Source organism: Exiguobacterium sp. PvP048, from assembly GCF_040549175.1.
Lineage (GTDB): Bacteria > Bacillota > Bacilli > Exiguobacteriales > Exiguobacteriaceae > Exiguobacterium_A > Exiguobacterium_A artemiae.
The window spans coordinates 499172-521203 of the sequence record NZ_JBEPSU010000001.1; the positions used below are offsets into that span (position 1 = coordinate 499172).

Annotated in this window: 20 protein-coding genes and 1 other annotated feature; of the genes, 9 read left to right on the plus strand and 11 right to left on the minus strand. The window is 46.0% G+C overall.

Going from position 1 to position 22032, the window contains the following annotated elements; translation table 11 throughout:
* Positions 1–26 precede the first annotated feature (26 nt).
* Complete coding sequence (gene ezrA / locus ABIC15_RS02495; RefSeq protein WP_012371100.1) at positions 27–1733, minus strand: septation ring formation regulator EzrA; 1707 nt, start codon at positions 1731–1733, stop codon at positions 27–29.
* Positions 1734–1953: 220 nt separating this feature from the next.
* On the opposite strand from ezrA, the gene ABIC15_RS02500 reads away from it, so the two are divergent.
* The 3 genes from ABIC15_RS02500 to ABIC15_RS02510 all read left to right on the plus strand — a co-directional run bounded on the left by ABIC15_RS02500 (position 1954) and on the right by ABIC15_RS02510 (position 3910).
* Positions 1954–2439, plus strand: a complete 486-nt coding sequence (locus tag ABIC15_RS02500; RefSeq protein ID WP_012371101.1) for a GAF domain-containing protein — start codon at positions 1954–1956, stop codon at positions 2437–2439.
* A gap of 225 nt (positions 2440–2664) precedes the next feature.
* The gene (gene rpsD / locus ABIC15_RS02505; protein ID WP_012371102.1) at positions 2665–3264 is read left to right on the plus strand and encodes a 30S ribosomal protein S4; all 600 of its coding nucleotides are present in this window, start codon (positions 2665–2667) and stop codon (positions 3262–3264) included.
* Positions 3265–3382: 118 nt separating this feature from the next.
* Positions 3383–3910, plus strand: coding sequence for a biotin transporter BioY (locus ABIC15_RS02510; protein WP_012371103.1), 528 nt, complete (start codon positions 3383–3385; stop codon positions 3908–3910).
* 48 nt (positions 3911–3958) lie between these two features.
* Here ABIC15_RS02510 and tyrS read toward each other — a convergent pair whose 3' ends face one another.
* A complete protein-coding gene (tyrS, locus tag ABIC15_RS02515; RefSeq protein ID WP_012371104.1) occupies positions 3959–5206 on the minus strand; it encodes a tyrosine--tRNA ligase in 1248 nt (415 codons plus the stop codon).
* Positions 5207–5255: 49 nt separating this feature from the next.
* Positions 5256–5457, minus strand: a binding site (T-box leader).
* Between the two features lie 150 nt (positions 5458–5607).
* On the opposite strand from tyrS, the gene ABIC15_RS02520 reads away from it, so the two are divergent.
* The gene (locus ABIC15_RS02520; protein ID WP_354019665.1) at positions 5608–8241 is read left to right on the plus strand and encodes a transglycosylase domain-containing protein; all 2634 of its coding nucleotides are present in this window, start codon (positions 5608–5610) and stop codon (positions 8239–8241) included.
* Positions 8242–8373: 132 nt separating this feature from the next.
* Here the strand turns inward: ABIC15_RS02520 and acsA are convergent, their stop codons facing one another.
* On the minus strand, positions 8374–10077 hold the full coding sequence (gene acsA / locus ABIC15_RS02525) for an acetate--CoA ligase (RefSeq protein ID WP_354019666.1): 1704 nt from the start codon (positions 10075–10077) through the stop codon (positions 8374–8376).
* 146 nt (positions 10078–10223) lie between these two features.
* Here acsA and ABIC15_RS02530 point away from each other — a divergent pair, with 146 nt between their 5' ends.
* The 4 genes from ABIC15_RS02530 to ABIC15_RS02545 all read left to right on the plus strand — a co-directional run bounded on the left by ABIC15_RS02530 (position 10224) and on the right by ABIC15_RS02545 (position 13558).
* The gene (locus ABIC15_RS02530; RefSeq protein WP_354019667.1) at positions 10224–10856 is read left to right on the plus strand and encodes a GNAT family N-acetyltransferase; all 633 of its coding nucleotides are present in this window, start codon (positions 10224–10226) and stop codon (positions 10854–10856) included.
* Positions 10857–10867: 11 nt separating this feature from the next.
* Entirely contained in the window at positions 10868–11500 is a 633-nt protein-coding gene (locus ABIC15_RS02535) for an acetoin utilization AcuB family protein (protein WP_012371108.1), read from the plus strand.
* Entirely contained in the window at positions 11497–12690 is a 1194-nt protein-coding gene (locus ABIC15_RS02540; RefSeq protein ID WP_214849446.1) for an acetoin utilization protein AcuC, read from the plus strand. The genes ABIC15_RS02535 and ABIC15_RS02540 overlap by 4 nt, the downstream gene beginning before the upstream one ends.
* 106 nt (positions 12691–12796) lie before the next feature.
* On the plus strand, positions 12797–13558 hold the full coding sequence (locus tag ABIC15_RS02545) for a FixH family protein (protein WP_354019668.1): 762 nt from the start codon (positions 12797–12799) through the stop codon (positions 13556–13558).
* A 158-nt stretch (positions 13559–13716) separates the two neighbouring features.
* On the opposite strand, the gene ccpA is transcribed toward ABIC15_RS02545, so the two are convergent.
* The 4 genes from ccpA to ABIC15_RS02565 all read right to left on the minus strand — a co-directional run bounded on the left by ccpA (position 13717) and on the right by ABIC15_RS02565 (position 17223).
* Positions 13717–14727, minus strand: a complete 1011-nt coding sequence (gene ccpA / locus ABIC15_RS02550) for a catabolite control protein A (protein ID WP_354019669.1) — start codon at positions 14725–14727, stop codon at positions 13717–13719.
* 157 nt (positions 14728–14884) lie between these two features.
* Complete coding sequence (locus ABIC15_RS02555; RefSeq protein WP_012371112.1) at positions 14885–15970, minus strand: bifunctional 3-deoxy-7-phosphoheptulonate synthase/chorismate mutase; 1086 nt, start codon at positions 15968–15970, stop codon at positions 14885–14887.
* A 123-nt stretch (positions 15971–16093) separates the two neighbouring features.
* Positions 16094–16654, minus strand: coding sequence for a YtxH domain-containing protein (locus ABIC15_RS02560; RefSeq protein ID WP_012371113.1), 561 nt, complete (start codon positions 16652–16654; stop codon positions 16094–16096).
* Entirely contained in the window at positions 16654–17223 is a 570-nt protein-coding gene (locus ABIC15_RS02565) for a DUF948 domain-containing protein (RefSeq protein WP_114595229.1), read from the minus strand. Before ABIC15_RS02565 ends, ABIC15_RS02560 begins: the two co-directional genes overlap by 1 nt.
* Positions 17224–17363: 140 nt before the next feature.
* Here ABIC15_RS02565 and ABIC15_RS02570 point away from each other — a divergent pair, with 140 nt between their 5' ends.
* On the plus strand, positions 17364–18476 hold the full coding sequence (locus ABIC15_RS02570; protein WP_354019670.1) for an aminopeptidase: 1113 nt from the start codon (positions 17364–17366) through the stop codon (positions 18474–18476).
* 52 nt (positions 18477–18528) lie between these two features.
* On the opposite strand, the gene ABIC15_RS02575 is transcribed toward ABIC15_RS02570, so the two are convergent.
* The 4 genes from ABIC15_RS02575 to ABIC15_RS02590 all read right to left on the minus strand — a co-directional run bounded on the left by ABIC15_RS02575 (position 18529) and on the right by ABIC15_RS02590 (position 21998).
* Positions 18529–18969 carry a Dps family protein gene (locus tag ABIC15_RS02575; protein ID WP_012371116.1) on the minus strand — a complete coding sequence of 147 codons (441 nt, stop codon included), beginning with the start codon at positions 18967–18969 and terminating at the stop codon, positions 18529–18531.
* 116 nt (positions 18970–19085) lie between these two features.
* Entirely contained in the window at positions 19086–19601 is a 516-nt protein-coding gene (locus ABIC15_RS02580) for a DUF2179 domain-containing protein (RefSeq protein WP_012371117.1), read from the minus strand.
* Positions 19602–19772: 171 nt separating this feature from the next.
* Complete coding sequence (gene murC, locus ABIC15_RS02585) at positions 19773–21068, minus strand: UDP-N-acetylmuramate--L-alanine ligase (RefSeq protein WP_012371118.1); 1296 nt, start codon at positions 21066–21068, stop codon at positions 19773–19775.
* A gap of 78 nt (positions 21069–21146) precedes the next feature.
* Entirely contained in the window at positions 21147–21998 is an 852-nt protein-coding gene (locus tag ABIC15_RS02590; RefSeq protein ID WP_012371119.1) for a hypothetical protein, read from the minus strand.
* Positions 21999–22032 lie beyond the last annotated feature (34 nt).

The window sequence follows — 22032 nt, forward strand, 5'->3', positions numbered from 1 at the left end:
CGGCCACCCTGAATTGTCAGTGATGATTATGCATGCATCGTTTCCGGTTGACCGCATGCTTTTCGAATACGTTCAATCGAATTAGGATCAAACTGTTGTAACACTTGTTCCCCTAACGCAATCGTCCGTTCATAGTCTCCTGCAAGGAACTTCGTCTCAGCAATCGTCAACGACATATGTATCTCGTTATCTTGTCGACGGAATCGATTGGCGTATTGGACGAGTCGTTCTGCATACGTGACTTCGAATACTACTTTATCTATCCGTTCTTGCAATGTTTTAAACGTTCCGTTGACATCTTCACTTTGCGAAACGATGTAATGGACGTTAAACGGCAACTCTTCCAACCGCATCTCGAGTGTCTGCAGTGAACGGCTTGATGCCTGTAAAGCCTCTTCGACGTCTGCCGGAATTTTCGGGAGACCGAGTCGTTTTAAGCGTAATCGGATGGTCGATAACAGTTGGCGCCACTCGGCAACACGTTGACGTACTTCTGTTTCTTCCTTCCGTAATGCCTGCAGTTCAACGGCGAACCGTTCATATTGAAGCATCAGCTGTTCTTCCAAACGGACAGCATCCCGCATTTGATCTTCAAGCATGCTGAAAGGAATGATCCGGCTCGCAATCGATTCATCTAAATCTTTTGCTGCTCCGAACAACATTTCTTCATCACGCTGAATCGATTCGTAATGTTCCCCTAAATCTGCTGAAATCTCATAATTCTCACGGAGCATACTGAATTCCTGCGCCAGTTGATGGACCTTTTCCCGCATCCGTAATGCTTTTTGTTTCAATGATTGGTTTTCTTTTTTGACATGATGTCTTGCATCGACTTCCCGCCGGAACGTATCGTACATTTGATCAATATCCGAAGCGAGTTGTTGCACCTGCTCTTCAAGTCCCGCGATTTCCAGGAATTCGAGTTTTTTGACGAGACTCAGACGTTGTTCTTCAAACCGTTTGATATCCGACTGCATTCCGAGCGGTTCAAGCGGATAACCGTCAAGCGTCATTTCTTTGTACCCGGCACTGAGCTGGTCAATCCGTTGACGTAATTCATGTGCAAGTGTCTTCCATTGTTGTGGAATCACTTCAACGAGTTGGCGTGTTTCTTCTACTTTTGCTTCCAGTAACAGACTGGTCTCATAAGCTTTCGTCACTTCGCCCGCTTCTTCAAAGGCAACCATCTCGACGCGTAACCGGTCGATTTGTTCCGCCTGCTCTTCAAGATTGGGTAATGCAGGTCCGAATGACGTCGCCTGCAACAACAGTGACTTACGAACTTGGCTCGAATTTGTTTCGCCTTGCGCCTTGAGCTCCGCTAAGACCGACTGATTCGTCTTGAACGTTGACATCTCTGCCAGCATTTCATCAATTAATCCTTCCAGTTCGGCAATTAATTGTTCTGTCACTTCCAGATCATTTTTGACCGCAACAAACCGGTAACGATCCAATCCTTCTTCCGCTCGATATAATGTCTCGTCGATTTGTGCGACGTGGACTGTCACGAGTTCCTCCCATGCTTGATGCCAGGAAGTGAATTTCGTCTCCGTCTCACCCGCCATCGGGAGTTCCTTCAGTTCTTGCAACTCCTTCGGAATCGACGCGCTGATGATTCCTTGTTTCCGAAGATCAAGTTCATCGATTTTCGTATAATATTTTTTCCGACTGACCATGCTGAACAGCATGACGAGTAATACGATGACGATGACGCCAATCACCCATGCCCACATTTGCTACGACCTCCACCCTATCAAGCGACTTTATATTTTGAGAAATTCGCTTTAATCTTATCCTTATAATAGTATAGCGCAACCGATTTGCATAGATTTACTCGGGCTTTTACTAATTTCTTCCGGATTTTTAAGTCGGAATTCCTGAAATCAATTGTTTGTCAGTCGCGGGAAAACCCGATAAGATGAATGAAATATGATTTTTCAGGAGGAATTCTATATGTTTGAGACAACGACTTATGACGGCGATCGTACAAAACAATACGAGATGTTGAATAAACAGCTTGATGCTTTGCTGACGGGAGAAACAAACCAGATTGCCAATCTGTCAAATGCAAGTGCACTCCTCGGTCAATTTCTCGACCGAACAAACTGGGTCGGTTTTTATCTGATGGATCAAGAACAAAACGAATTGGTGCTCGGACCATTCCAAGGATTACCGGCATGTGTCCGGATTCCGCTTGGTCGTGGCGTTTGCGGTACAGCGGCACAAGATCAGACGACACAACTCGTCATGGATGTTCATGCGTTCCCGGGACACATCGCCTGTGACGCGGCCACGAATTCGGAAATCGTCGTCCCGTTGATTAAAGACGGAAAAACGATTGGTGTCCTCGATATCGACAGTCCTGAACTCAGCCGTTTCGATGAGACGGATCAAGCCGGTCTCGAAGCATTCAGCGAAATTCTTCTTCGTCATATTTGATTGACAGCACGAATCAGCAGACGTATACTTGTAAAAGTGCAGAAATGATAACGATAGCGGTCAAATCGCTTGCGTATCACATTTCATGACTCGGCTTTGCCGGAGGGGCATCGTGTAACTTTGCTATCAAGCGAGGGTGCCACATCATGAAATGGGCGTAACGTGGGTTTGATGGCGTTATTATTTTTATGCAAATAATAACGAACACTAAGGAGGAGTCTTATTATGGCTCGCTATACAGGTCCAGCTTGGAAACTTTCACGTCGTCTCGGTATCTCACTTACTGAAACAGGAAAAGAAATCGCAAAACGTCCGTACGCTCCAGGACAACACGGTAACAGCCGTCGTAAAATGTCTGAGTACGGTCTTCAACTTCAAGCGAAGCAAACGCTTCGTCACATGTACGGAGTAAACGAACGCCAATTCAACCGTATCTTCAACGATGCTGGCAAAATGCCTGGTATCCACGGTGAGAACTTCATGTTCTTACTTGAAGCACGTCTTGACAACGTCGTTTACCGTATGGGTATGGCTCGTACACGTCGTGCTGCTCGTCAGCTCGTCAACCACGGTCACATCCAAGTTGATGGCGCTCGCGTCGACATCCCGTCGTTCCGCGTGAAACCAGGTCAAACGATCTCAGTTCGCGAAAAATCGAAGAACTTTGTCGTTATCAAAGAAGCACTCGAAGTTGCACCAGCAACTAAAGACTTCGTTACTTTCGATGCTGAGAAGCTCGAAGGAACGTTCGTCCGTCTTCCAGAGCGTTCTGAATTGAACGATCAAATCCAAGAACAACTCGTCGTTGAGTACTACTCACGTTAATCAGTTGTTTCAAGCATCCACTCCGGTGGGTGCTTTTTTTATGTTTCCCTTTTGCTTTTTTTGTGTTAACCTTTATTTTATATTGGTTAACACAAAAACATAGAGGACGTGTCATCTTATGAAAACAAAAGATCTTACATTTATTGCGTTAGGTGCTGCCATCATTTCTGCGGTCAGTCTGTTGCCGCAACTTCAACTCGTCGGTCCTGTGCCGATCACACTGCAAATGCTGGCCATCATGACGGTCAGCGCCATTCTCGGCGCGAAACGCGGCGGACTGGCTGTCTTGATTTTCTTATTGCTTGCCGCTGCCGGTCTCCCGTTGCTCGGTGGAAAAGGAGGACTTGCCCCGTTCGTCGGTCCGACTGTCGGTTATCTGATTGCTTTTCCGATTGCCGGTTTCTTCATCGGTCTGGTCGCTGAAAAGACCCGCCGTTTCCTGCCGTTGTTCATCGGGATGATTGTGTTTGGACTTGGTCTTGTCTATGTCCTTGGTACATTCGGATTAATGCTGGTTCTCCACCTTTCCTTCATGGATGCCCTTGTCATCAACACACCGTTTATTTTGGGGGATTTCCTGAAAGCATTGCTTGCAACGACAATCGCGGTTCGACTGCTTCCGCTCCGGTTGTTCCGTGTCGCTTAAACAAAAAAACAACGCTGACGAAATCGTCAGCGTTGTTTTTCATTCTATTTAAGCATGTTCAAGCACGAAGTATTTCTTTTTCCCGCGGCGGATAATTGTAAAATCACCGATCGCATCTTGTTTTGTGATCTCTTTTGTTAATTCTTGTTCACGATCTCCATTGATGTAAATCGCACCGTTCGTTACATCTTCACGTGCTTGACGTTTTGACGGGCTGATTTTGGCTTCAACAAGGATATCGACCAGATTGGTTGCTTCACCGAGTGTGAAACGCGGCATGCCTTTAAAGGCATCGGCAATATCTTCTGCTTTCAACGATTTGATTTCCCCGCTGAAAAGTGCTTTTGTAATGCGTTCCGATTGTTCAAGCGCCTCTGCTCCGTGAACAAGAACCGTCATCTCTTCAGCCAACCGGCGTTGCGCGACGCGTTTTTCCGGTGCCGTTTCGACTTCCTGTTGGAGTGCGTTGATTTCGTCAGGTGTCAGGAACGTAAAGTATTTTAAGAACTTGATGACATCGAGATCGTCGACGTTGAACCAGAACTGGTAAAATTCGTACGGCGTCGTTTTATCGGCATCGAGCCAAACTGCTCCGCCGGCTGTTTTCCCGAACTTTTGTCCATCCGATTTCGTCACAAGCGGTACGGTAATCCCGAATGCCTTTTGATCGTGACCGACACGGCGGATCAATTCCATTCCAGCTGTGATGTTCCCCCACTGGTCACTTCCGCCGACCTGCAGGCGGCATCCTTCATTTTCATACAGCTTCAGGAAATCGAATGACTGAAGCAACATGTAAGAAAACTCCGTGAATGAAATCCCATTTTGCAGGCGCGAGTCAACGGAATCTTTCGCGAGCATGTAGCTGATCGGGAAGTGTTTTCCGATATCACGTAAGAAATCAATGATCGTCAAATCCTTTGTCCAGTCAAGATTGTTCGCAATCGTCACAGGATTTTCACCATCAAGCGGTAAAAAGCGGGATAACTGCCCTTTAATCCGGTTAGCAAATTCTTCAACGATATCTGATGTATTCAGTGAGCGTTCCGTCGAACGACCGCTTGGATCCCCGATCATCCCTGTCGCTCCGCCAACTAATCCAATCGCATGATGTCCTGCTTCCTGGAAGCGTCGTAAGACAAGAATCGGCAGTAAATGTCCGATGTGGAGCGAATCAGCTGTCGGATCGAATCCTGTGTAAAGTGTCGTCGGACTGGAAAGTAACTCCTTAATTCCTTCTTCATCCGTCATCTGGCTGATCAATCCGCGAAACTCTAAATCTTCAAGTAACGTCATCTGTCTTCCCCCTAAAATAGTCTAAAAAAAACCGTCCCCTCGTCTGAAACGAAGGGACGGAATATTCCGTGGTACCACCCTAATTGCATGAAAATCATGCCACTTAGATTGCCGATAACGGGGCAGTCCGCTTGATTTCTCAAGAAGCTCCTGGAAGCGTAATTCATGAAGCGCTATGTCCTAGTTCGCAGCACCACTAGGTCTCTGATACAGGGAGCGGTTCATTACTTTTTTCCAATCACAGCTGATTTTACTATACATTTGATGAAGCTGTTTCCATGATACGTTGAAGCAGAATCCACTGTCAAGCCATTTTCTAATACTTCAGTTATGGTATAATACGTCTATCTGTGATTTAATGTTAATTTACACCCAAGTTTAAGATGTAAAGGAGATCATTTATGCGCGAGAACTGGTTCAAGTTTTGGAATCATCCCCGGACGAAAGCCGTTCGGCACTGGTCAAATATCACATATGATGTGTCTTGGAATATCATTTTATTCCTCATTATAGGGGTCCTGTTGGTCGGAAGTTTTTCTGTCGGAGCAGCTGGCGGCTATTTCGCTTCGCTCGTCAAAGATACAAAAGCTCCGAAACTAACAGAAATGAAACAACAAGTAAACAGTTACGCCGTTACGAGTGAGATCTACTGGGGAAGTGGCGAAAAGCTGACGAACATCGCCACAGACGAAGAACGTCAACCTGTCAATATCAAAGAAATTTCTCCTTATCTGCTCGATGCTGTTTTATCAACGGAAGATGTTGATTTCTATGAGCATGATGGAGTCGTTCCAAAAGCCACTTTACGTGCCGTCTTACAGGAATTGACGAACTCGTCTTCTCGGACGGGCGGAAGTACGTTAACACAACAATTGATTAAAAACCAAATTTTGACGAATGAAGTATCTTTTGAAAGAAAAGCGAAAGAAATCATTTTGGCACTTCGTCTCGAAAATGCAATGACTAAAGATGAAATTCTTCAAGCATATCTGAACGTCGTTTCATTCGGACGGAATTCACTCGGGCGAAATATCGCCGGAATCGAAGCTGCGTCACGCGGTGTATTCAATAAACCCGCTAAAAAACTGACATTACCGCAAGCAGCATTCCTGGCCGGTATTCCAAAAAACCCTTACTACTATACGCCTTACCTTCAAGGTGGGGTCGTCAAAAAAGATTTGACGCCGAGTACCAATCGGATGAAAACCGTCTTGAAGCGGATGTATGTCGCAAAAAGTATTACAAAAGCCCAATATGAAAAAGCTGTAAAATACGATATTACAAAGGACTTTGCCAAAACCTCAAAACGTTCCCGCGATACGTATCCTTACGTCTATGATTTAGCCGAAAAAGAAGCACTTAAAATCATGACCAGCTATTTCATGAAACAGGACGGGATTAAAGAGGATGAAGTCAAACCTTCTGAACTGGCCGAAGTCAAAGCCAACTACCGGGATCAGGCGATGATTGCCATGAAACAAGGTGGATATAAAATTCATTTGACGCTCGATAAAAAGATTCATGAAGCGATGCAGGCACCGGCTAAAAATGCGGCCAATTTCCCAAGTGCGCCGCAATACAAACAAGTCGTTAATCCAAAAACGAAAAAGACCGTCACGAAAAAAGATCCGGAAGAGACCGCTGCGGTTATGGTTCAAAATGAAACCGGCCGGATACTGGGATTTGTCGGTGGACGTTACACGGATGGGACAGCGGATGACTTCAACCGCGCTTTCCAGGCGAAACGCCAAATCGGTTCTACCGCTAAACCGATTCTTGTTTATTCAAACGGAATTGAAAACGGATTGATCACACCGGCATCCACCATTAATGACGAAGAATATTATTACCAGACCGTTCCGCGTCAACCCGGTGATAACCCGATCAATAACGAAGGCGGACGTTACCGCGGAAACGTCACTGTCCGGGAAGCACTGGAACTCTCGCTTAACGTTCCTGCCGTTAAAACGTATGAAAAGATGAACATGTCGAACTCGATTCAAAAATTAGTGGATATGGGAATTGAAATTCCCGATAACATCCGCTATGCACCATCTGCCGCGTTAGGAACGATGGAAATCACACCGGTCGAACTGGCCGGCGCCTATGCGACACTTGCCAACTACGGGCAATACGTCAAACCGTATGTCATCTCGAAGATTACGAAAGACGGCAAAAACATCTATAAAGCAAAATCAAAGAAAAAACGGATTTACCAGGATCGGACGGCTTATTTAACGCTTGATATGATGCGAGGTGTCTTTGATAAAGGAACGGCGCAATATGCCAATTCATTACTCAAGGCACCTGGTGATTGGGCAGGTAAAACCGGGACGACGAATGAAATCAAAGACTCATATCTTGTCGGTTCAACACCTGGTGTCACGCTTGCCGTCTGGACCGGACATGACCAAAACAACTCCTTGATGGGTGCGACGACGTACTATCAACGGACACAAAATCTTTGGGCTCAAATGGCGAATCTGACATATAACGCAAACAGCAGTTACTTCAAGTCAGGTGCCCGATTCAATCAGCCAGCCTCTGTCAGTGCAGACGACTTCAAAAATACCGGTCGTTTCAAAGAGGAAGATCAAAAGAAAAAAGAAGCGGAAGCGGAAAAGAAAAAGCAAGCCGAACAAGATCGAAAGAAAAAAGAAGCAGAAGCCAAAGCCGACGCTGACGCGAAACAGAAAGCGGACGACTCAAAAGCCAAAGCCGATGCTGACGCCAAACGTAAAGCAGATGAAGCAAAAGCCAAGGCCGATGCGGATGCCAAACGTAAAGCGGACGAAGCAAAAGCCAAGGCCGATGCGGATGCCAAACGTAAAGCGGATGAAGCAAAAGCCAAGGCCGATGCTGACGCCAAACGTAAAGCGGATGAAGCAAAAGCCAAAGCTGATGCTGATGCCAAACGTAAAGCGGATGAAGCAAAAGCCAAAGCTGATGCTGATGCCAAACGTAAAGCGGATGAAGCAAAAGCCAAGGCTGATGCCAAAAAGAAAGCCGATGAGAATCGGAAAAATGCAGAGTAATCCAAGTTCCGTCACTCAAACACCGACTCTAAACAAGTCGGTGTTTTTTTAGGTTTCCTTTTAAAATTAAAAAATAAAACCACCTACTTCCGATTTTTCCGGAAATAGATGGTCTCGTTTTATGATGTTTCCTCAGTCTTCCATCGTCGACAAATCTCCCGTTTCAAGATTCAGCTCCCACGCCTTTAAAACACGACGCATGATTTTACCACTACGTGTTTTCGGTAATTTATCGCGGAAATCAATTTCACGCGGAGCAGCATGTGCGGCTAATCCTTCTTTGACAAACTTTTGAATTTCTTGTTTGAGCTCTTCTGTCGGCTCATAACCGTCTCTCAGCGAAATGAAGGCTTTAATGATTTCACCGCGAACCGGATCCGGTTTCCCGATGACACCCGCTTCTGCAACAGCCGGATGCTCGACTAAGCGGCTTTCCACTTCGAATGGTCCAACACGTTCTCCGGCAGTCATGATGACATCATCGACACGACCCTGGAACCAGAAGTATCCTTCATCGTCCATATAGGCCGAGTCCCCTGATACATACCACCCTTTAAAGAAATACGACTCGTACTTTTGCGGATTGTTCCAAATTTGGCGCATCATCGACGGCCAAGGTGTTTTTAATGCCAAATTTCCCATCCGGAACGGAGGTAACTCATTTCCCTGATCATCTACAATAGCCGCTTTTGTTCCCGGAATCGGTTTCCCCATCGATCCCGGTTTGATATCCATGGATTTGTAGTTACAGATCATCATGGCCCCTGTCTCCGTCATCCACCACGTATCATGAATCCGTTGATCAAAAGCTTCTTTCCCCCAGCGGATGACTTCCGGATTAAGAGGTTCTCCTACGGAAAGGACATGCCGTAAACTGGACAAATCATGTGTATTGGCGACTTCCGCCCCTGCTCCCATCAGCATTCGGAAAGCAGTTGGTGCGCTGTACCACACAGTTACTTTATATTTCTCGATGACACTGTACCAGAAGTCCGGGTTAAAGCGACCGCCTACGACAACATTCGTCGCACCGTTTAAGAAAGGTGCAAAGATACCGTAGCTTGTCCCCGTGACCCATCCCGGATCTGCCGTACACCAGTAGACGTCGTCTTCCTGTAGATCAAGCACCCATCGTCCTGTCATCATATGTTGGATCATGGCATTTTGAACATGTAAAACGCCTTTCGGTTTACCCGTCGAACCGGATGTATAATGAAGAATCAAACCATCTTCCCGGTCCAGCCAGACAGGCTCAAACGATTCAGATGCTTGTTGAAACGCTTGTCGGAAGTCCTTGATTTTATCGTCTTCCTCGACGTCTTCATCAACCAGGAAAATCTGTTCGAGAGATGTCAGCTCATCAACAGGAACACGCGGCAATAAGGCTTTTGTCGTAATCAGCATTTTTGCTTTCGAATCCAGCAGGCGATCCCGGACTGCCTGCTCCATGAAGGCTTCGAATAGTGGACCGACAATCGCGCCGACTTTCAACGCACCGAGTAAGGCAAAATACAATTCCGGTGAACGTGGCATGAAAATGAGAATCCGATCTCCCGCTTCGATTCCTGCGTCTTTCAGGACGTTCGCCGCTTTATTCGTCAGTCTTTTCATATCGGCATACGTAAACGTCTGTTCCGTTGTCCCGTCAAAATAAATCAATGCCGTCTTATTGGCACGTTCACCTTCTGCATGACGATCGATTGCTTCGTAGGCCATGTTGACTTTCCCCGTCGTCGACCACGAAAAATACTGTTCCGCTTCTTGCCAATCATATGAATCTGAACCATCATATTCGGATAACCAATGCTCCCCCGGAAGCGCTTTCAAAACTTTCATGTCTCGTTCCTCCCCTTCACTGTTCTCTCCTACATTATAAGCTAGTTATCGTGTAGTTCAATCCATTTGCCGTCAATTTGTTAAAAAATCCCTCTCTTTCTTTTGCTGCTTTCGATTATAATGAACAAGAAGGTGGTGACGCTTACATGTTTGAAAAACAATTCAATCATCGTACTCTTGAAACATCGCTTGGTCCGGTGGAAATCGAAGGACCAGTCACAAGCCAGATCCTTGCTACTTACAAACTCGATCCCGGGCTGACAGCTTTTCGACAACCAGCGGAGCAACACGAAGCACTCGTTGAGATCGCTGCGTTGGAAGAAGGACGCATCATCATCGCCCGACAAGGAAATGATATCATCGGCTACGTAACATTCCTGTATCCCGATCCGTATGAGACATGGAGCGAAGGGAACAATCCGTATATTTTAGAACTGGGTGCCATCGAAGTGGCAGCCCGTTTTCGGGGACAACAAATCGGTAAGAAACTCCTCGAAGTTTCGATGCTCGATTCGGCGATGGAACATTATTTGATTTTAACGACAGAATATTATTGGCACTGGGATTTAAAAGGAAGTGGTTTATCCGTTTGGGACTACCGCAAAATCATGGAAAAGATGATGAATCACGGTGGTTTGGTGTTTTTCCCGACGGACGATCCAGAAATCGCCTCGCATCCTGCCAATTGTTTAATGGCACGGATCGGTAAACATGTCGCACCTGAAGTCGTAGCGCATTTCGATGCCTTACGGCTCCGCCGTCGCTTCATGTACGATTAAGGAGGGATCGCATGTTAATCGAACAAATCATGAAGACACACTGTATCACCATCCAACCTACGAATTCAATTGCTCATGCGGCTGAGTTGATGCGCCGTCACAAAATCCGTCACTTGCCTGTGACGAACGCCCGTCAGGAACTGCTCGGGCTGATTGGTCTTCAGGAGATGCAAAGCGCAAGCAGCGTCTTTCACCCGGAAACTTTTTTGAAGGATCAGCAAAATGCTGTTTCAAGCATCATGCAACGAACACCCATCACCGCTCACCCGCTCGATTTCATCGAAGATGCGGCGGTCTTATTTTACGAACACCGTCTCTCCTGTCTTCCGATTGTGCGGGGACGAAGATTGGTCGGCTTAGTGACAGAGACGGATTTGTTGCGGACATTCGTCCAATTGACTGGTGCCCTTGAACCGAGTTCCCAAATCGAAGTCCGCGTCGAAAATACGGCAGGAACACTTGCTAAAATTGCCGGACTCCTGGCGAAAACAAACGTCAACATCCTAAACGTCCTGGTCTACCCGACAAATGATCCATACGTTCGGATCGTCGCTTTTCGTGTCCAAACAATGAATCCAATCCGCGTCATCGAAAAATTACGAAAGGAAGGATTCGACGTCGTCGGTCCTGACATGAGCCGATGAAGGAGTTTGCTTATCTTTACAGCCCGGAAGAGGCCGCCTACCGGTTCTCCGACTCCCATCCGTTTAATCCGATCCGACTCGAATTGACCTTGTCGCTGTTGGAAGCAACCGGTGCTCTCGAGACCGTCGATTGCATCGTCCCCCGTCCGGCAACCGACGAGGAATTGTCGCTGATACACGATGCGGACTACATACAGGCGGTGAAACTCGCAGGACACGGCGAACTTTCTCCGATGAAGGCGCAAATGTACGGATTAGGGACTGAGGATACCCCGCTGTTTGACCAGATGCATGAGAGTGCGGCCTTGCTCGTCGGCGGAACGATTGAAGCATGCGAACTCGTCCTGTCCGGTCAATACCGGCGGACATTCCATATCGGAGGTGGACTGCATCACGGCTTTCGCGGACGGGCTTCCGGTTTTTGTATCTACAACGACACTGCCGTCGCGATGGCAGCCATGATTCAAAAATACGATTGCCGGATTTTATACGTCGATACCGATGCCCATCACGGTGATGGTGTTCAATGGGCGTTTTACAACCGGGCGGATGTCATGACATTGTCGCTTCACGAAACCGGACGTTACTTATTTCCCGGAACCGGAATGGTGACGGAGCGTGGAGCAGAGGAAGGCTACGGCTGGAGCTGGAATGTTCCTTTTGACGCTTTTACGGAAGACGCTTCTTTTTTGCAGGCTTACCGGACTGTTTTGTTCGAAGCATGCGAACTCTTTAAACCGGATCTCATCATTACTCAAAATGGTGCAGATGCACATGCCCTTGATCCCTTGACCCATCTGTCGTTAACGATGGAAAGCTACGAACAGATTCCTCAAATCGCTGTTGAGGCTGCTGACCGGTACACAGACGGCCGGATTGTCGCTTTAGGTGGCGGCGGTTACGATTGGTACCGCGTCGTCCCTCGCGCCTGGAGTCAAGTATTTGCTGCTTTAACGAATCAATCTCCCTTCCACGGGAATCTTCCGGAAGAATGGATTCAGCGATGGCAGAAAGAGAGTCCGACGGTTCCGGTGACATGGGCCGATCCTGTTCCGCTGTATCCGATGATTCCTCGTCGTCCGGAAATCGAAGAAAAAAACTGGGAGACCGTTAAACGATTACTGTGGCCGTTCATCGATGATTCTAAAAAAGAACATTTATCATTCTCCTCCCCTTATTCAAATGATTAAAAATGTCTTGTTCTTTTCACAATTACTTCGTGGGCATTTCACAAGTTCTTGTTATACTGAATAAGCTTTCATTACTTTATTTAGTAAACGAAAATTGGGGGAATCCGTGTTGAAGAAAAAAACAATAGGCTTCATGGGGATGTTTTTCGCGACAGGACTTTTGCTTGCCGGATGCGCGAATGACAAACAAGCAATGGATCACGATACAATGCAAGGCTCGGGAAAAAAACCGGTCGACGTTACAGTTGATGTACCGGCGAAGACGATGGAAAACCAAAAAGTAGTTTTCCAAGCGACAGCACTTGAAAACAAAAAGGCTGTTAATCTGGAAAACGTAGCTTTTGAAGTCTGGAAAGCCGATGAAAAAGAAGCGGTTCATCAAAAATTCAAAGCAGCCTTAAAAAAGACCGGTACTTATCAAGCCGAAGCCAAGCTTGCCGAAGGCGAATACGAAGGTCTTTATCATATCAACGATAAGAACGGACTTCATCATATGGATAAAATCTCATTCGTCGTCATGGATCACTCCCATGAAGACACAAAAAAAGACACGACTGAACAGGCACATGAGCATGCGACCGTCGAAGGACTGTCTGTTCATTACATGGGCGCTAAAACAATGAAAGCCGGGTCAAAACTTCCCGTCTCCTTTCATGTCTTCCTAAACGGCAAACCGCTCCAGGCAGATGTTCAAATCGAAGTCATCGAGCCCGGTGTCGAAAAACATACATATCTGCTGCTCACTAAAAAATCAGATCAATACGTAGGGGAAGTTTCGTTAACACATCCAGGCAAGACCATCATCCGACTTCATGTCGAGAACGATCAATTACATCATCATCAGGATCAAACCATTTCAGTTAAGTAATAAAAAAGGGCGGCAGATTTGAAATCTGCCGCCCTTTCCCGTCTAAAAAGAATCACTCTTTTCACACGACTCCTCCAGGAAAGCGGGTCTTGTGTCTCGCCTGAGGAAAAGGCGTGAAAGAACGGGTGATTTCTTTTTGATTCATTATCTTTTTTTAATCAAGAACGTGTCGAATCACGTTGTTCGATACGGTGTGGTAACGTCACGTTATTTGTCTCGATTTCTTCTTTATTGAGGATTTTCGTCAATAAACGCATTGATACTGCGCCGATATCATACATCGGTTGTACGACCGTCGTCAGCTTCGGACGAATCATCGTCGCAAGACGTGTGTTGTCATGTCCGATGACTTCGAAATCTTCCGGTACTTGGTGACCGGCGTCTTGCAGAGCGTGAATGACACCAAGTGCCATTTCATCTGTTCCCGCAAAAATCGCACGCGGACAAGCATCCCCGAGTTCAAGTAATTGTTTCATCGCCTTCATGCCTGAATCATACGTATAGTTCCCAAGGACAACGTTTTGCTCATCAAACGGTAAATTAGCTTCTTCCAAGGCGCTCCGGTAGCCGGCAAATTTCTTTTCGCCATTAATTTGTTGTTCCAGTGGCCCAGTAATGAATCCGATCCGTTTATGACCATTGTCAATCAGAGATTTTACAGCATCATGTGCAGCACTTTCGTAATCAATATTAACGGCCGGCAAATCATAATCTTGGTTTAAAGTAGCCGCCAATACAATCGGAACAGGTGATGTTTTAAATTCACGGACAAGATCTTCATGAAGACGCCCGCCCATGAAGATGATTCCATCGACTTGTTTACCAAGTAACGTATTCAACAAATGAATTTCTTTTTCAGGATTTTGATCTGAGTTACATAGGATGATATTGTACTTATACATCGTTGCAACATCTTCAATTCCCCGCGCTAAATCTGCAAAAAAGATATTTGAAATATCCGGTACGATAACCCCGACAGTCGTCGTTTTCTTACTGGCAAGACCTCGCGCGACGGCATTCGGACGGTAGCCGAGCTGGTCGATGGCATCCTGTACTTTTTTCCGTGTCGACGGTTTGACGTTCGGATTTCCATTCACTACACGCGAGACGGTCGCCATGGAGACGGCGGCTTCCCGTGCGACATCATAAATCGTTATATTACTGTTCAAAACAAATTCCTCCTTATTTTAGACAACCTTTTTGTTTTCATTCTTGTTTTCATTTTTAGGCAACACGAAAGGAAGACAGGAAAAGATAACTTTCTTTTCCCATTCTTCCCTCATTGTAAAACGTTTTCATTCGCTAAAGAACAGTCTTTTTAGAAAATCATTGAACGTTTAGTGCCGGAAAAGTAGAAGTCAGATTCTCGATGAACGAATCGAACTCATTAAAATCTAATTGTTGGTTTGCATCCGATAACGCAAGCGCCGGAAACGGATGGACTTCTACCATCACCGCGTCTGCCCCGATGGCATACGCTGCTTTGGCAGTCGGAAGAAGTAAATCTTTACGGCCCGTCGAATGGGTTACATCGACCATGACCGGAAGATGCGTTTCTTGTTTGAGAATCGGAACGGCGGAGATATCGAGTGTATTGCGGGTCGCCCGTTCATACGTTCGAATTCCTCGTTCGCATAGGATCACCTGTTCATTTCCGCTTGCCATGATGTATTCCGCAGCGTACATGAATTCTTCAAGTGTAGCCGATAAGCCCCGCTTCAACAGCACCGGCTTGTTCGTCCGCCCTACTTCTTTCAATAAGTCAAAGTTCTGCATGTTGCGGGCACCGACTTGAATGATGTCGACGTAAGGAAGTGCTGATTCGACCGCGCTTGGCGTCATGATTTCAGAGATGACATGAAGACCATGCGCATCAGCTGCTTTTTTCAACATCTTTAATCCCTCTAATCCAAGACCTTGGAAATCGTATGGTGATGTCCGTGGTTTGTAAGCACCGCCACGCATGAATCGAACACCATGTTTCGCAAGTTGCTCTGCCACCTCAAACACCTGTTCTTCACTTTCGACTGCACATGGACCGGCAATCAATTGTTGGGAACCATCACCAATCACATCATCCCCGATGCGAATGATTGTATTCGTAGGTTTTTGTTTTCTCGAGACTAACAACTTCCGTGTCCGATCCTCCCCTTGAAGTTCAAGTGAGGCTTTAAAAATTTCTTTAAATACGTGCTGTAGGCGTCCTGTTTCAAATGGACCATGATTGCTCGCTGCAATCGATTCAAGCATCTGGCGTTCACGGACCGGATCATACCGGTCGATTCCCTGGGCACGTTTAACTTCACCAATTTCAACCGCTATTTCCCCTCGTTTATTAATTAACGCCAGCAACTCAGCGTTCACTAAATCAAGTTCATCCCGTAAACGTTTCAATTCTGCATGTTGATCCACTCTTCTACCACTCCCTAATCAGCATATAGCTCGTAATAGCAACTAATTATAGCGAACTCTTTTGCAATTGTATATAAAGAAAGCGTACTACCCGTTAAAAGTCAGGCAGTACGCTCCGATTCTTTATTTTTTAGGTTTCTTTTCATGGCTTAATTTTGACTGAGGATCGTTATCCTCATCTTCTGAATCATCCTGCTCTTCTTCGAGATGCTCACGGAAATCCGACAGTTCTGCAACGGTTTCTGTATCGAGTTGTTCTGCGACAGAAGCGCCGTCCACTTCATCCCCGATTTCACGTTCGATATCACGGACCAGTTGTTCCGCTTCTGCAAGTGCAGCATCGATGCTCGATTGGTCTTTTTCAAAACCGGCATATTGCGCCGCTTCCTGGACTGTCGGATTCTTTTTCGCTTTTTCAATGACAGGTGCTGCTTTATCTTTTGCTAATTGAATCCATTCGCCTACGAGTGGTTCTGCTTTTTCGCGAACGACCTGTGTCTGTTCGTTTAAACGTTGGCGTGCCGGTGCTGTCCGCTCATCAAGCATTCCGCGCATTTCACGACCCGATTTCGGACTTGATAATAAAGCCGCTGCTGCGCCGATTAGTCCACCGACGATGATGCCGGCAAGGAATCCGCCACCTTTAGAAGTATCTTGTGCTTGGTATGGATGTTGTTTTGTCATTATGAACGATCTCCCTTCAACTCATCTGGAATACTCTCGACATCCGGGACAGAAACGATTTCCGGTGTAACCGGTGTTTCTGCTTTTTTACGGAAGCGACGACGCGGTTTCTTTTCGACTGTTGTTGTAGCTGTTGTCGAAGAGGTCACGTCTTGGCCTGGTTCAGGCTTATTTTTTTTAAACAGTTCAACCGCGACTGATCCCCAACGGACAGCTTGTGCGATTTGTTCTTTGTTTGTATCGGCAGCACCTGCGACCGTGTCAGACACAGTACGAACTGAATCTGTTACTTTATTGAGCGATGTTCCGAGTTCTTCGATCGAGTTCGCAACCGGTGCAAGTAATTCTGTTTTTTCTTCAATCGTATCGACAAGACGGTTCGTTTTGTGTAACAACGCTGTCGTCTCCATCATGATGCCGTCTAATTGACGCTCAAGCCCTGCTGTCGTATCTGCTACGTTGTTAAGTGTCTTGCCTGCTGCGCTCAATACGCGTGCGAGGAAGATGACGAGTACTACGAATGCAATCGCAGCGACCAGTCCGGCAATTCCGCCTAATGTGATTTCCATGGTTCGTGCCTCCAATTTCTTTTGCTAGTGTCTAGTTGGTAGTTCGACGTAGAAGCGATGGTTCCTGCTACTCCAAATGGTTTATTTCCGTTACAATGATAAATGAAACCTACATACATCATTTTGAGGAGGAACTTTTCATGCGTGACCCACGTCTAACACAACTCGCAACGAATCTTATCAATTATTCAGTAGCACTTGCTCCTGGTGAAAAAGTCTTGATCGAGAATTTCGGAATCGAACGTGAACTTGTCGAAGCACTCGTTGATGCCGCTTATGAAGCCGGTGGCCTTCCATTCGTCCTCTTAAAGGATAACCGCGTGTTACGGAAATTGTACCGCAATGCGTCGGAAGAACAGCTTCAACTGATGGCGGACATCGAACAAAAACAAATGCAGGCAATGGATGCTTATATCGGGTTGCGTGCCGGCGACAATATCAACGAACTGTCTGACGTTCCGTCTGACAAGATGAAGCTGTACGGTCAAACACTCGGCAAGATGCATACCGAAGACCGGGTCAAAGGTACGAAATGGGTCGTTCTGCGTTTCCCGACCGCTTCGATGGCGCAACTGGCGAACCAGTCGACAGAAGCTTTCGAAGATTTCTACTTCGATGTCTGTACGCTCGATTACGCGAAGATGGGTGAAGCGATGACACCGCTTGTCGATTTGATGAATAAAATCGACCGCGTTCGTCTCGTCGGTCCCGGAACAGACCTGACTTTCTCAATCAAAGACATTCCAGCCATCAAGTGTGCCGGCAATGCCAACATCCCAGACGGTGAAGTCTTTACTGCTCCGGTCAAGGATTCCATCAATGGAACGATTGCATACAACACACCATCACCGTATCAAGGATTCACGTTCGAAAATGTCACGTTGACATTTAAAGACGGAAAAATCGTCGAAGCGACTGCGAATGATACGGAACGCATCAACCAAGTATTTGATACAGATGCCGGAGCTCGTTTCGTCGGAGAATTCGCAATCGGTGTCAACCCATTCATCCAACACCCGATGAAAGATATCTTGTTTGATGAAAAAATCGACGGCAGTTTCCACTTTACGCCTGGTCAAGCATATGCTGAAGCGTATAACGGAAACGACTCATCCATTCACTGGGATTTGGTGAACATTCAACGTCCGGATTACGGCGGCGGAGAAATCTGGTTTGATGATGTTTTGATTCGCAAAGACGGTCGCTTCGTTTTACCTGAACTCGACGTCTTGAATCCTGAAAACTTAAAGTAAGGGAAAACGGATGGCTTATTCCACATAGGATGAAGCCATCCGCTTTTTTAAGTTATTTTTTTAATGTCGCGCGCAACATCCAAATTTGTTTCTCGATTTCTTTTGCTTGTGCCAGCAAATCATCTTCAACCGTTACGTCTTGCGATTCAAGATGAACGATTGCATCTAGCATTTCTTTGCGAATCTGTTGGAAATCACTGATGACCGACTCCACCATTTCATCTGCCGATAAACCCGGTTTTGCTTCTTCAAGCGTCGTCTGCTCTAAATATTCCTTCAGCGTCGCAGAAGGCATTCCATTGTTCATCAACAGACGTTCTGCCACGACATCATATTGTTCTGAAACCCAAGTGTATAACTCTTCAAGTTTTACATGCAGCGTCAAGAAATCAGGACCTTTAATGTACCAGTGGTAGTTATGAAGTTTTACAAACAGTACCCCGTAGTTTGCCACCTGTTGGTTTAAAGCACTCTTAGCGTGATTACTAATCATGATCGATCTCTCCTCTCATAAAACTGTGTTTTGTTCTATATCGTCTTTATCCTTAAATAACAAAACTTAAACATGATTTCATGGGAGATTCTTTCAGAGACCGATGATGAAATTCCTTACTGGGATCGTTTTAATCCCTTGAGCATATAGCCTCCTTTGAAATCAACGGAATCAAATGCGACAAGAAAAGCTTTTGGTTCATATTCCTCGACCAGATTACGCAACACTTTCATTCTCGTCCGGGCTGCTAGTACATCCAGACGGTATCGAATTCCATCACGGCCCTGCCCTTGATAATGCGTAACTCCGAATCCGTTATCCCGGATGACCTGAATCAGCTCTGCTGGGAAGTCCTGTGTATGCACTTGAATCATGTTGTATCCGATTGCCAGCTTCCGTTCGACGAATCCTCCGATCAGAATTCCAAGCCCGAATCCAAGGGCGTAGACAATCATGCCGACTGTCGTCAAGTCACGGAATACGATTCCGAGCGCAAAGATATAAATCAACGTTTCAACCGTTCCTAACACACCTGCAATGATAGTTCTTCCTTTGACGAGCATGATGGTACGTAGTGTCAAAACAGGTACGTAAATCAGCTGCAACAGTAAGATGAGTAAAATTTGTCCCATGACGTCTTTCCTTTCTAAATAACATACCCCCACTATTCCAAAAATCAATTCAAGATGCAATCAAAAATTCAACAGATTTCTCCTCAAAATCACTTCCGATTTTTTGTTTCACGAAACCGACAAAAAAGACGCTGACAAATGAATGTCAGCGCCTGTTTATACTTCACGATATTACTTTGCGTTCTCGTACTGGTGTTGATACGTTTGAATGTCTCCTGCTCCCATAAAGAGCAACACGGCATTTTCATGTTTACGTAAAATCGATACATTGTCCCGCGTCAAAATATCAGACCCCGGCACTTTATCTTGTAAATCTTCTACACGGACTTGCCCTTCTTGCTCACGTGCCGATCCAAAGATTTCACACAGATAAGTAGCATCCGCCTCACGTAATGATGTCGCAAAATCATCCATGAATGACTTTAAGCGGGTATACGTATGCGGTTGGAAAATCGCTACGACTTCACGATCCGGATATTTCTTGCGTGCCGATTCAATCGTCGCACTAATTTCTTTCGGGTGATGCGCGTAGTCGTCAACAAGGATTTGCGAACCGAAGTTTGTTTCGCTAAAACGACGTTTCACTCCACCGAATGTAGACAGACGTGCAGCGACTTCTTCTTTGTTCAGTCCTTCATACTGGCAGATCGCAATGACAGACAACGCATTCAAGACATGGTGTCGGCCAAAACCAGGAATCAGGAACGTCCCGTAAAAATCATCCCGGAGATAGACATCAAATGATGTTCCGTCCGGCGTCGACGTCGCGTTTTCTGCACGGAAATCATTATTTTCTCCAAAACCATAATACAGAATCGGAACATTCGCCTGAAGGTTTTGCAGGTGCTCGTCATCTCCACAAGCAACGATTGCTTGTTTGACCTGCATCGCCATCTCTTGGAATGCCGAGACGACGTCGTCGATTCCCGTAAAGTAGTCAGAATGGTCGAAGTCAATGTTCGTCATGATGGCATAGTCCGGTTTGTAATATAAGAAGTGGCGTTTGTACTCGCACGCTTCAAAGACAAATGCTTTTGCTTCTGCCACACCGGCACCTGTTCCATCACCAATCAGAAATGCCGTTGGTGTAATTCCACTCAAGACGTGCGAGAGTAAACCAGTCGTCGATGTTTTACCATGTGATCCGGTAATCGCAACAGACCGATACTCATCTGCTAAATGCCCCAAGAAATCGTAATAGTGATAAATCGTCAAATCCAGTTCCTTTGCCCGAGCAATTTCTGGATGGTCATCCCCAAAAGCATTCCCTTGGATGATGACTTGATCTTCTTTAATGTTTTCCGCACTAAACGGGAAAAACGGAATTCCTTTTGCCCGTAAGGCATCCTCTGTAAAAATATGCTTGTCAATATCAGAACCTTGTACTTGATGATTCATTTCATGCAGTACTTGGGCGAGCGCACTCATCCCTGTTCCTTTAATCCCTACAAAATGATAATTTGTCATATATGAGCCCTCCAATTCACGTTCCGGTCCGTACCATCGGGCTTGGGTACAAAACCTGTACCATTATAGCAAACCGACTTATTTTTTACCATGTAAATTATTTTGTTCCCGACGTGCACGATACATCGCCATCAAGTCCTTCGTCGTCATCACGACGTTTACCGGCGGACCGACCGGCTTTTTGATTTGAATCGACTGGTTTGCCGTCGGTTCTGTTTCCACTGCAACTACTTGCTTCATTTCATCAACTGAAGCGTCGTCGGCAGAGAGCGGTTCTTCCATCTGAGAATCCACGTGTACCATATCTGTTGAGGACGGAATGGTTTCTGTTTCTTCCTGTACCGTCTGATCTGCTACAGGAACCTCAGGAGTCGCTTCGATTTGCGTTTCCACTGTTTCTTCTTTGTCCGTTTCTTCTGCACCCGGATTTTCTGCTTCTTCAACTGCATCCTCTTCTTCTTCAGGAAGAAGAGTTTCTGTTGACGCTTGTGCTTCGACTTGATTTTCGACAATATCCTCCGGCGAAGAATTTTCTTCAATCGACGGTTCCGGAACGAGAATCTCTGAATCTGTCATCGGTACTAAGCCAGCATCCGCTTCGGTTAGATCCGTCTGTTCCATCGTCTCGATCCGCGACTCTTCGTTCAATTCTTCTGTCTCATGTTCAAGCGACTCTTCTGATTTTTCCTCTTCCTGTACACTTGAAACATCGACTTCAGATTCTTCCGAATGGATTTCCTCTTGGATCGACCGTTGCTTTCTAGGCCGTTGGAATCCGTAAATAGGCGATGGAACATCCGTCAACACGAAACGATCTTCACGCTCTTCTTTTTTAGGCCGTTCAACGGGTTTTGTTTCTTTTTCGCCTGCTAATTCACGTCGAATTCGTGCTGCCTGTTCCTTTAACGACTGTTCATAACGATTGCTCATTCCCTCACCCCTCCATCTTGTTAAAAAATCGGCC

Excerpts from the sequence above, each read along its gene's own strand:
- ezrA (WP_012371100.1), bottom strand. The coding sequence starts at position 1,733 with ATGTGGGCATGGGTGATTGGCGTCATCGTCATCGTATTACTCGTCATG.
- ABIC15_RS02500 (WP_012371101.1), top strand. The coding sequence starts at position 1,954 with ATGTTTGAGACAACGACTTATGACGGCGATCGTACAAAACAATACGAG.
- rpsD (WP_012371102.1), top strand. The coding sequence starts at position 2,665 with ATGGCTCGCTATACAGGTCCAGCTTGGAAACTTTCACGTCGTCTCGGT.
- ABIC15_RS02510 (WP_012371103.1), top strand. The coding sequence starts at position 3,383 with ATGAAAACAAAAGATCTTACATTTATTGCGTTAGGTGCTGCCATCATT.
- tyrS (WP_012371104.1), bottom strand. The coding sequence starts at position 5,206 with ATGACGTTACTTGAAGATTTAGAGTTTCGCGGATTGATCAGCCAGATG.
- ABIC15_RS02520 (WP_354019665.1), top strand. The coding sequence starts at position 5,608 with ATGCGCGAGAACTGGTTCAAGTTTTGGAATCATCCCCGGACGAAAGCC.
- acsA (WP_354019666.1), bottom strand. The coding sequence starts at position 10,077 with ATGAAAGTTTTGAAAGCGCTTCCGGGGGAGCATTGGTTATCCGAATAT.
- ABIC15_RS02530 (WP_354019667.1), top strand. The coding sequence starts at position 10,224 with ATGTTTGAAAAACAATTCAATCATCGTACTCTTGAAACATCGCTTGGT.
- ABIC15_RS02535 (WP_012371108.1), top strand. The coding sequence starts at position 10,868 with ATGTTAATCGAACAAATCATGAAGACACACTGTATCACCATCCAACCT.
- ABIC15_RS02540 (WP_214849446.1), top strand. The coding sequence starts at position 11,497 with ATGAAGGAGTTTGCTTATCTTTACAGCCCGGAAGAGGCCGCCTACCGG.
- ABIC15_RS02560 (WP_012371113.1), bottom strand. The coding sequence starts at position 16,654 with ATGACAAAACAACATCCATACCAAGCACAAGATACTTCTAAAGGTGGC.
- ABIC15_RS02565 (WP_114595229.1), bottom strand. The coding sequence starts at position 17,223 with ATGGAAATCACATTAGGCGGAATTGCCGGACTGGTCGCTGCGATTGCA.
- ABIC15_RS02570 (WP_354019670.1), top strand. The coding sequence starts at position 17,364 with ATGCGTGACCCACGTCTAACACAACTCGCAACGAATCTTATCAATTAT.
- ABIC15_RS02575 (WP_012371116.1), bottom strand. The coding sequence starts at position 18,969 with ATGATTAGTAATCACGCTAAGAGTGCTTTAAACCAACAGGTGGCAAAC.
- ABIC15_RS02580 (WP_012371117.1), bottom strand. The coding sequence starts at position 19,601 with ATGGGACAAATTTTACTCATCTTACTGTTGCAGCTGATTTACGTACCT.
- murC (WP_012371118.1), bottom strand. The coding sequence starts at position 21,068 with ATGACAAATTATCATTTTGTAGGGATTAAAGGAACAGGGATGAGTGCG.
- ABIC15_RS02590 (WP_012371119.1), bottom strand. The coding sequence starts at position 21,998 with ATGAGCAATCGTTATGAACAGTCGTTAAAGGAACAGGCAGCACGAATT.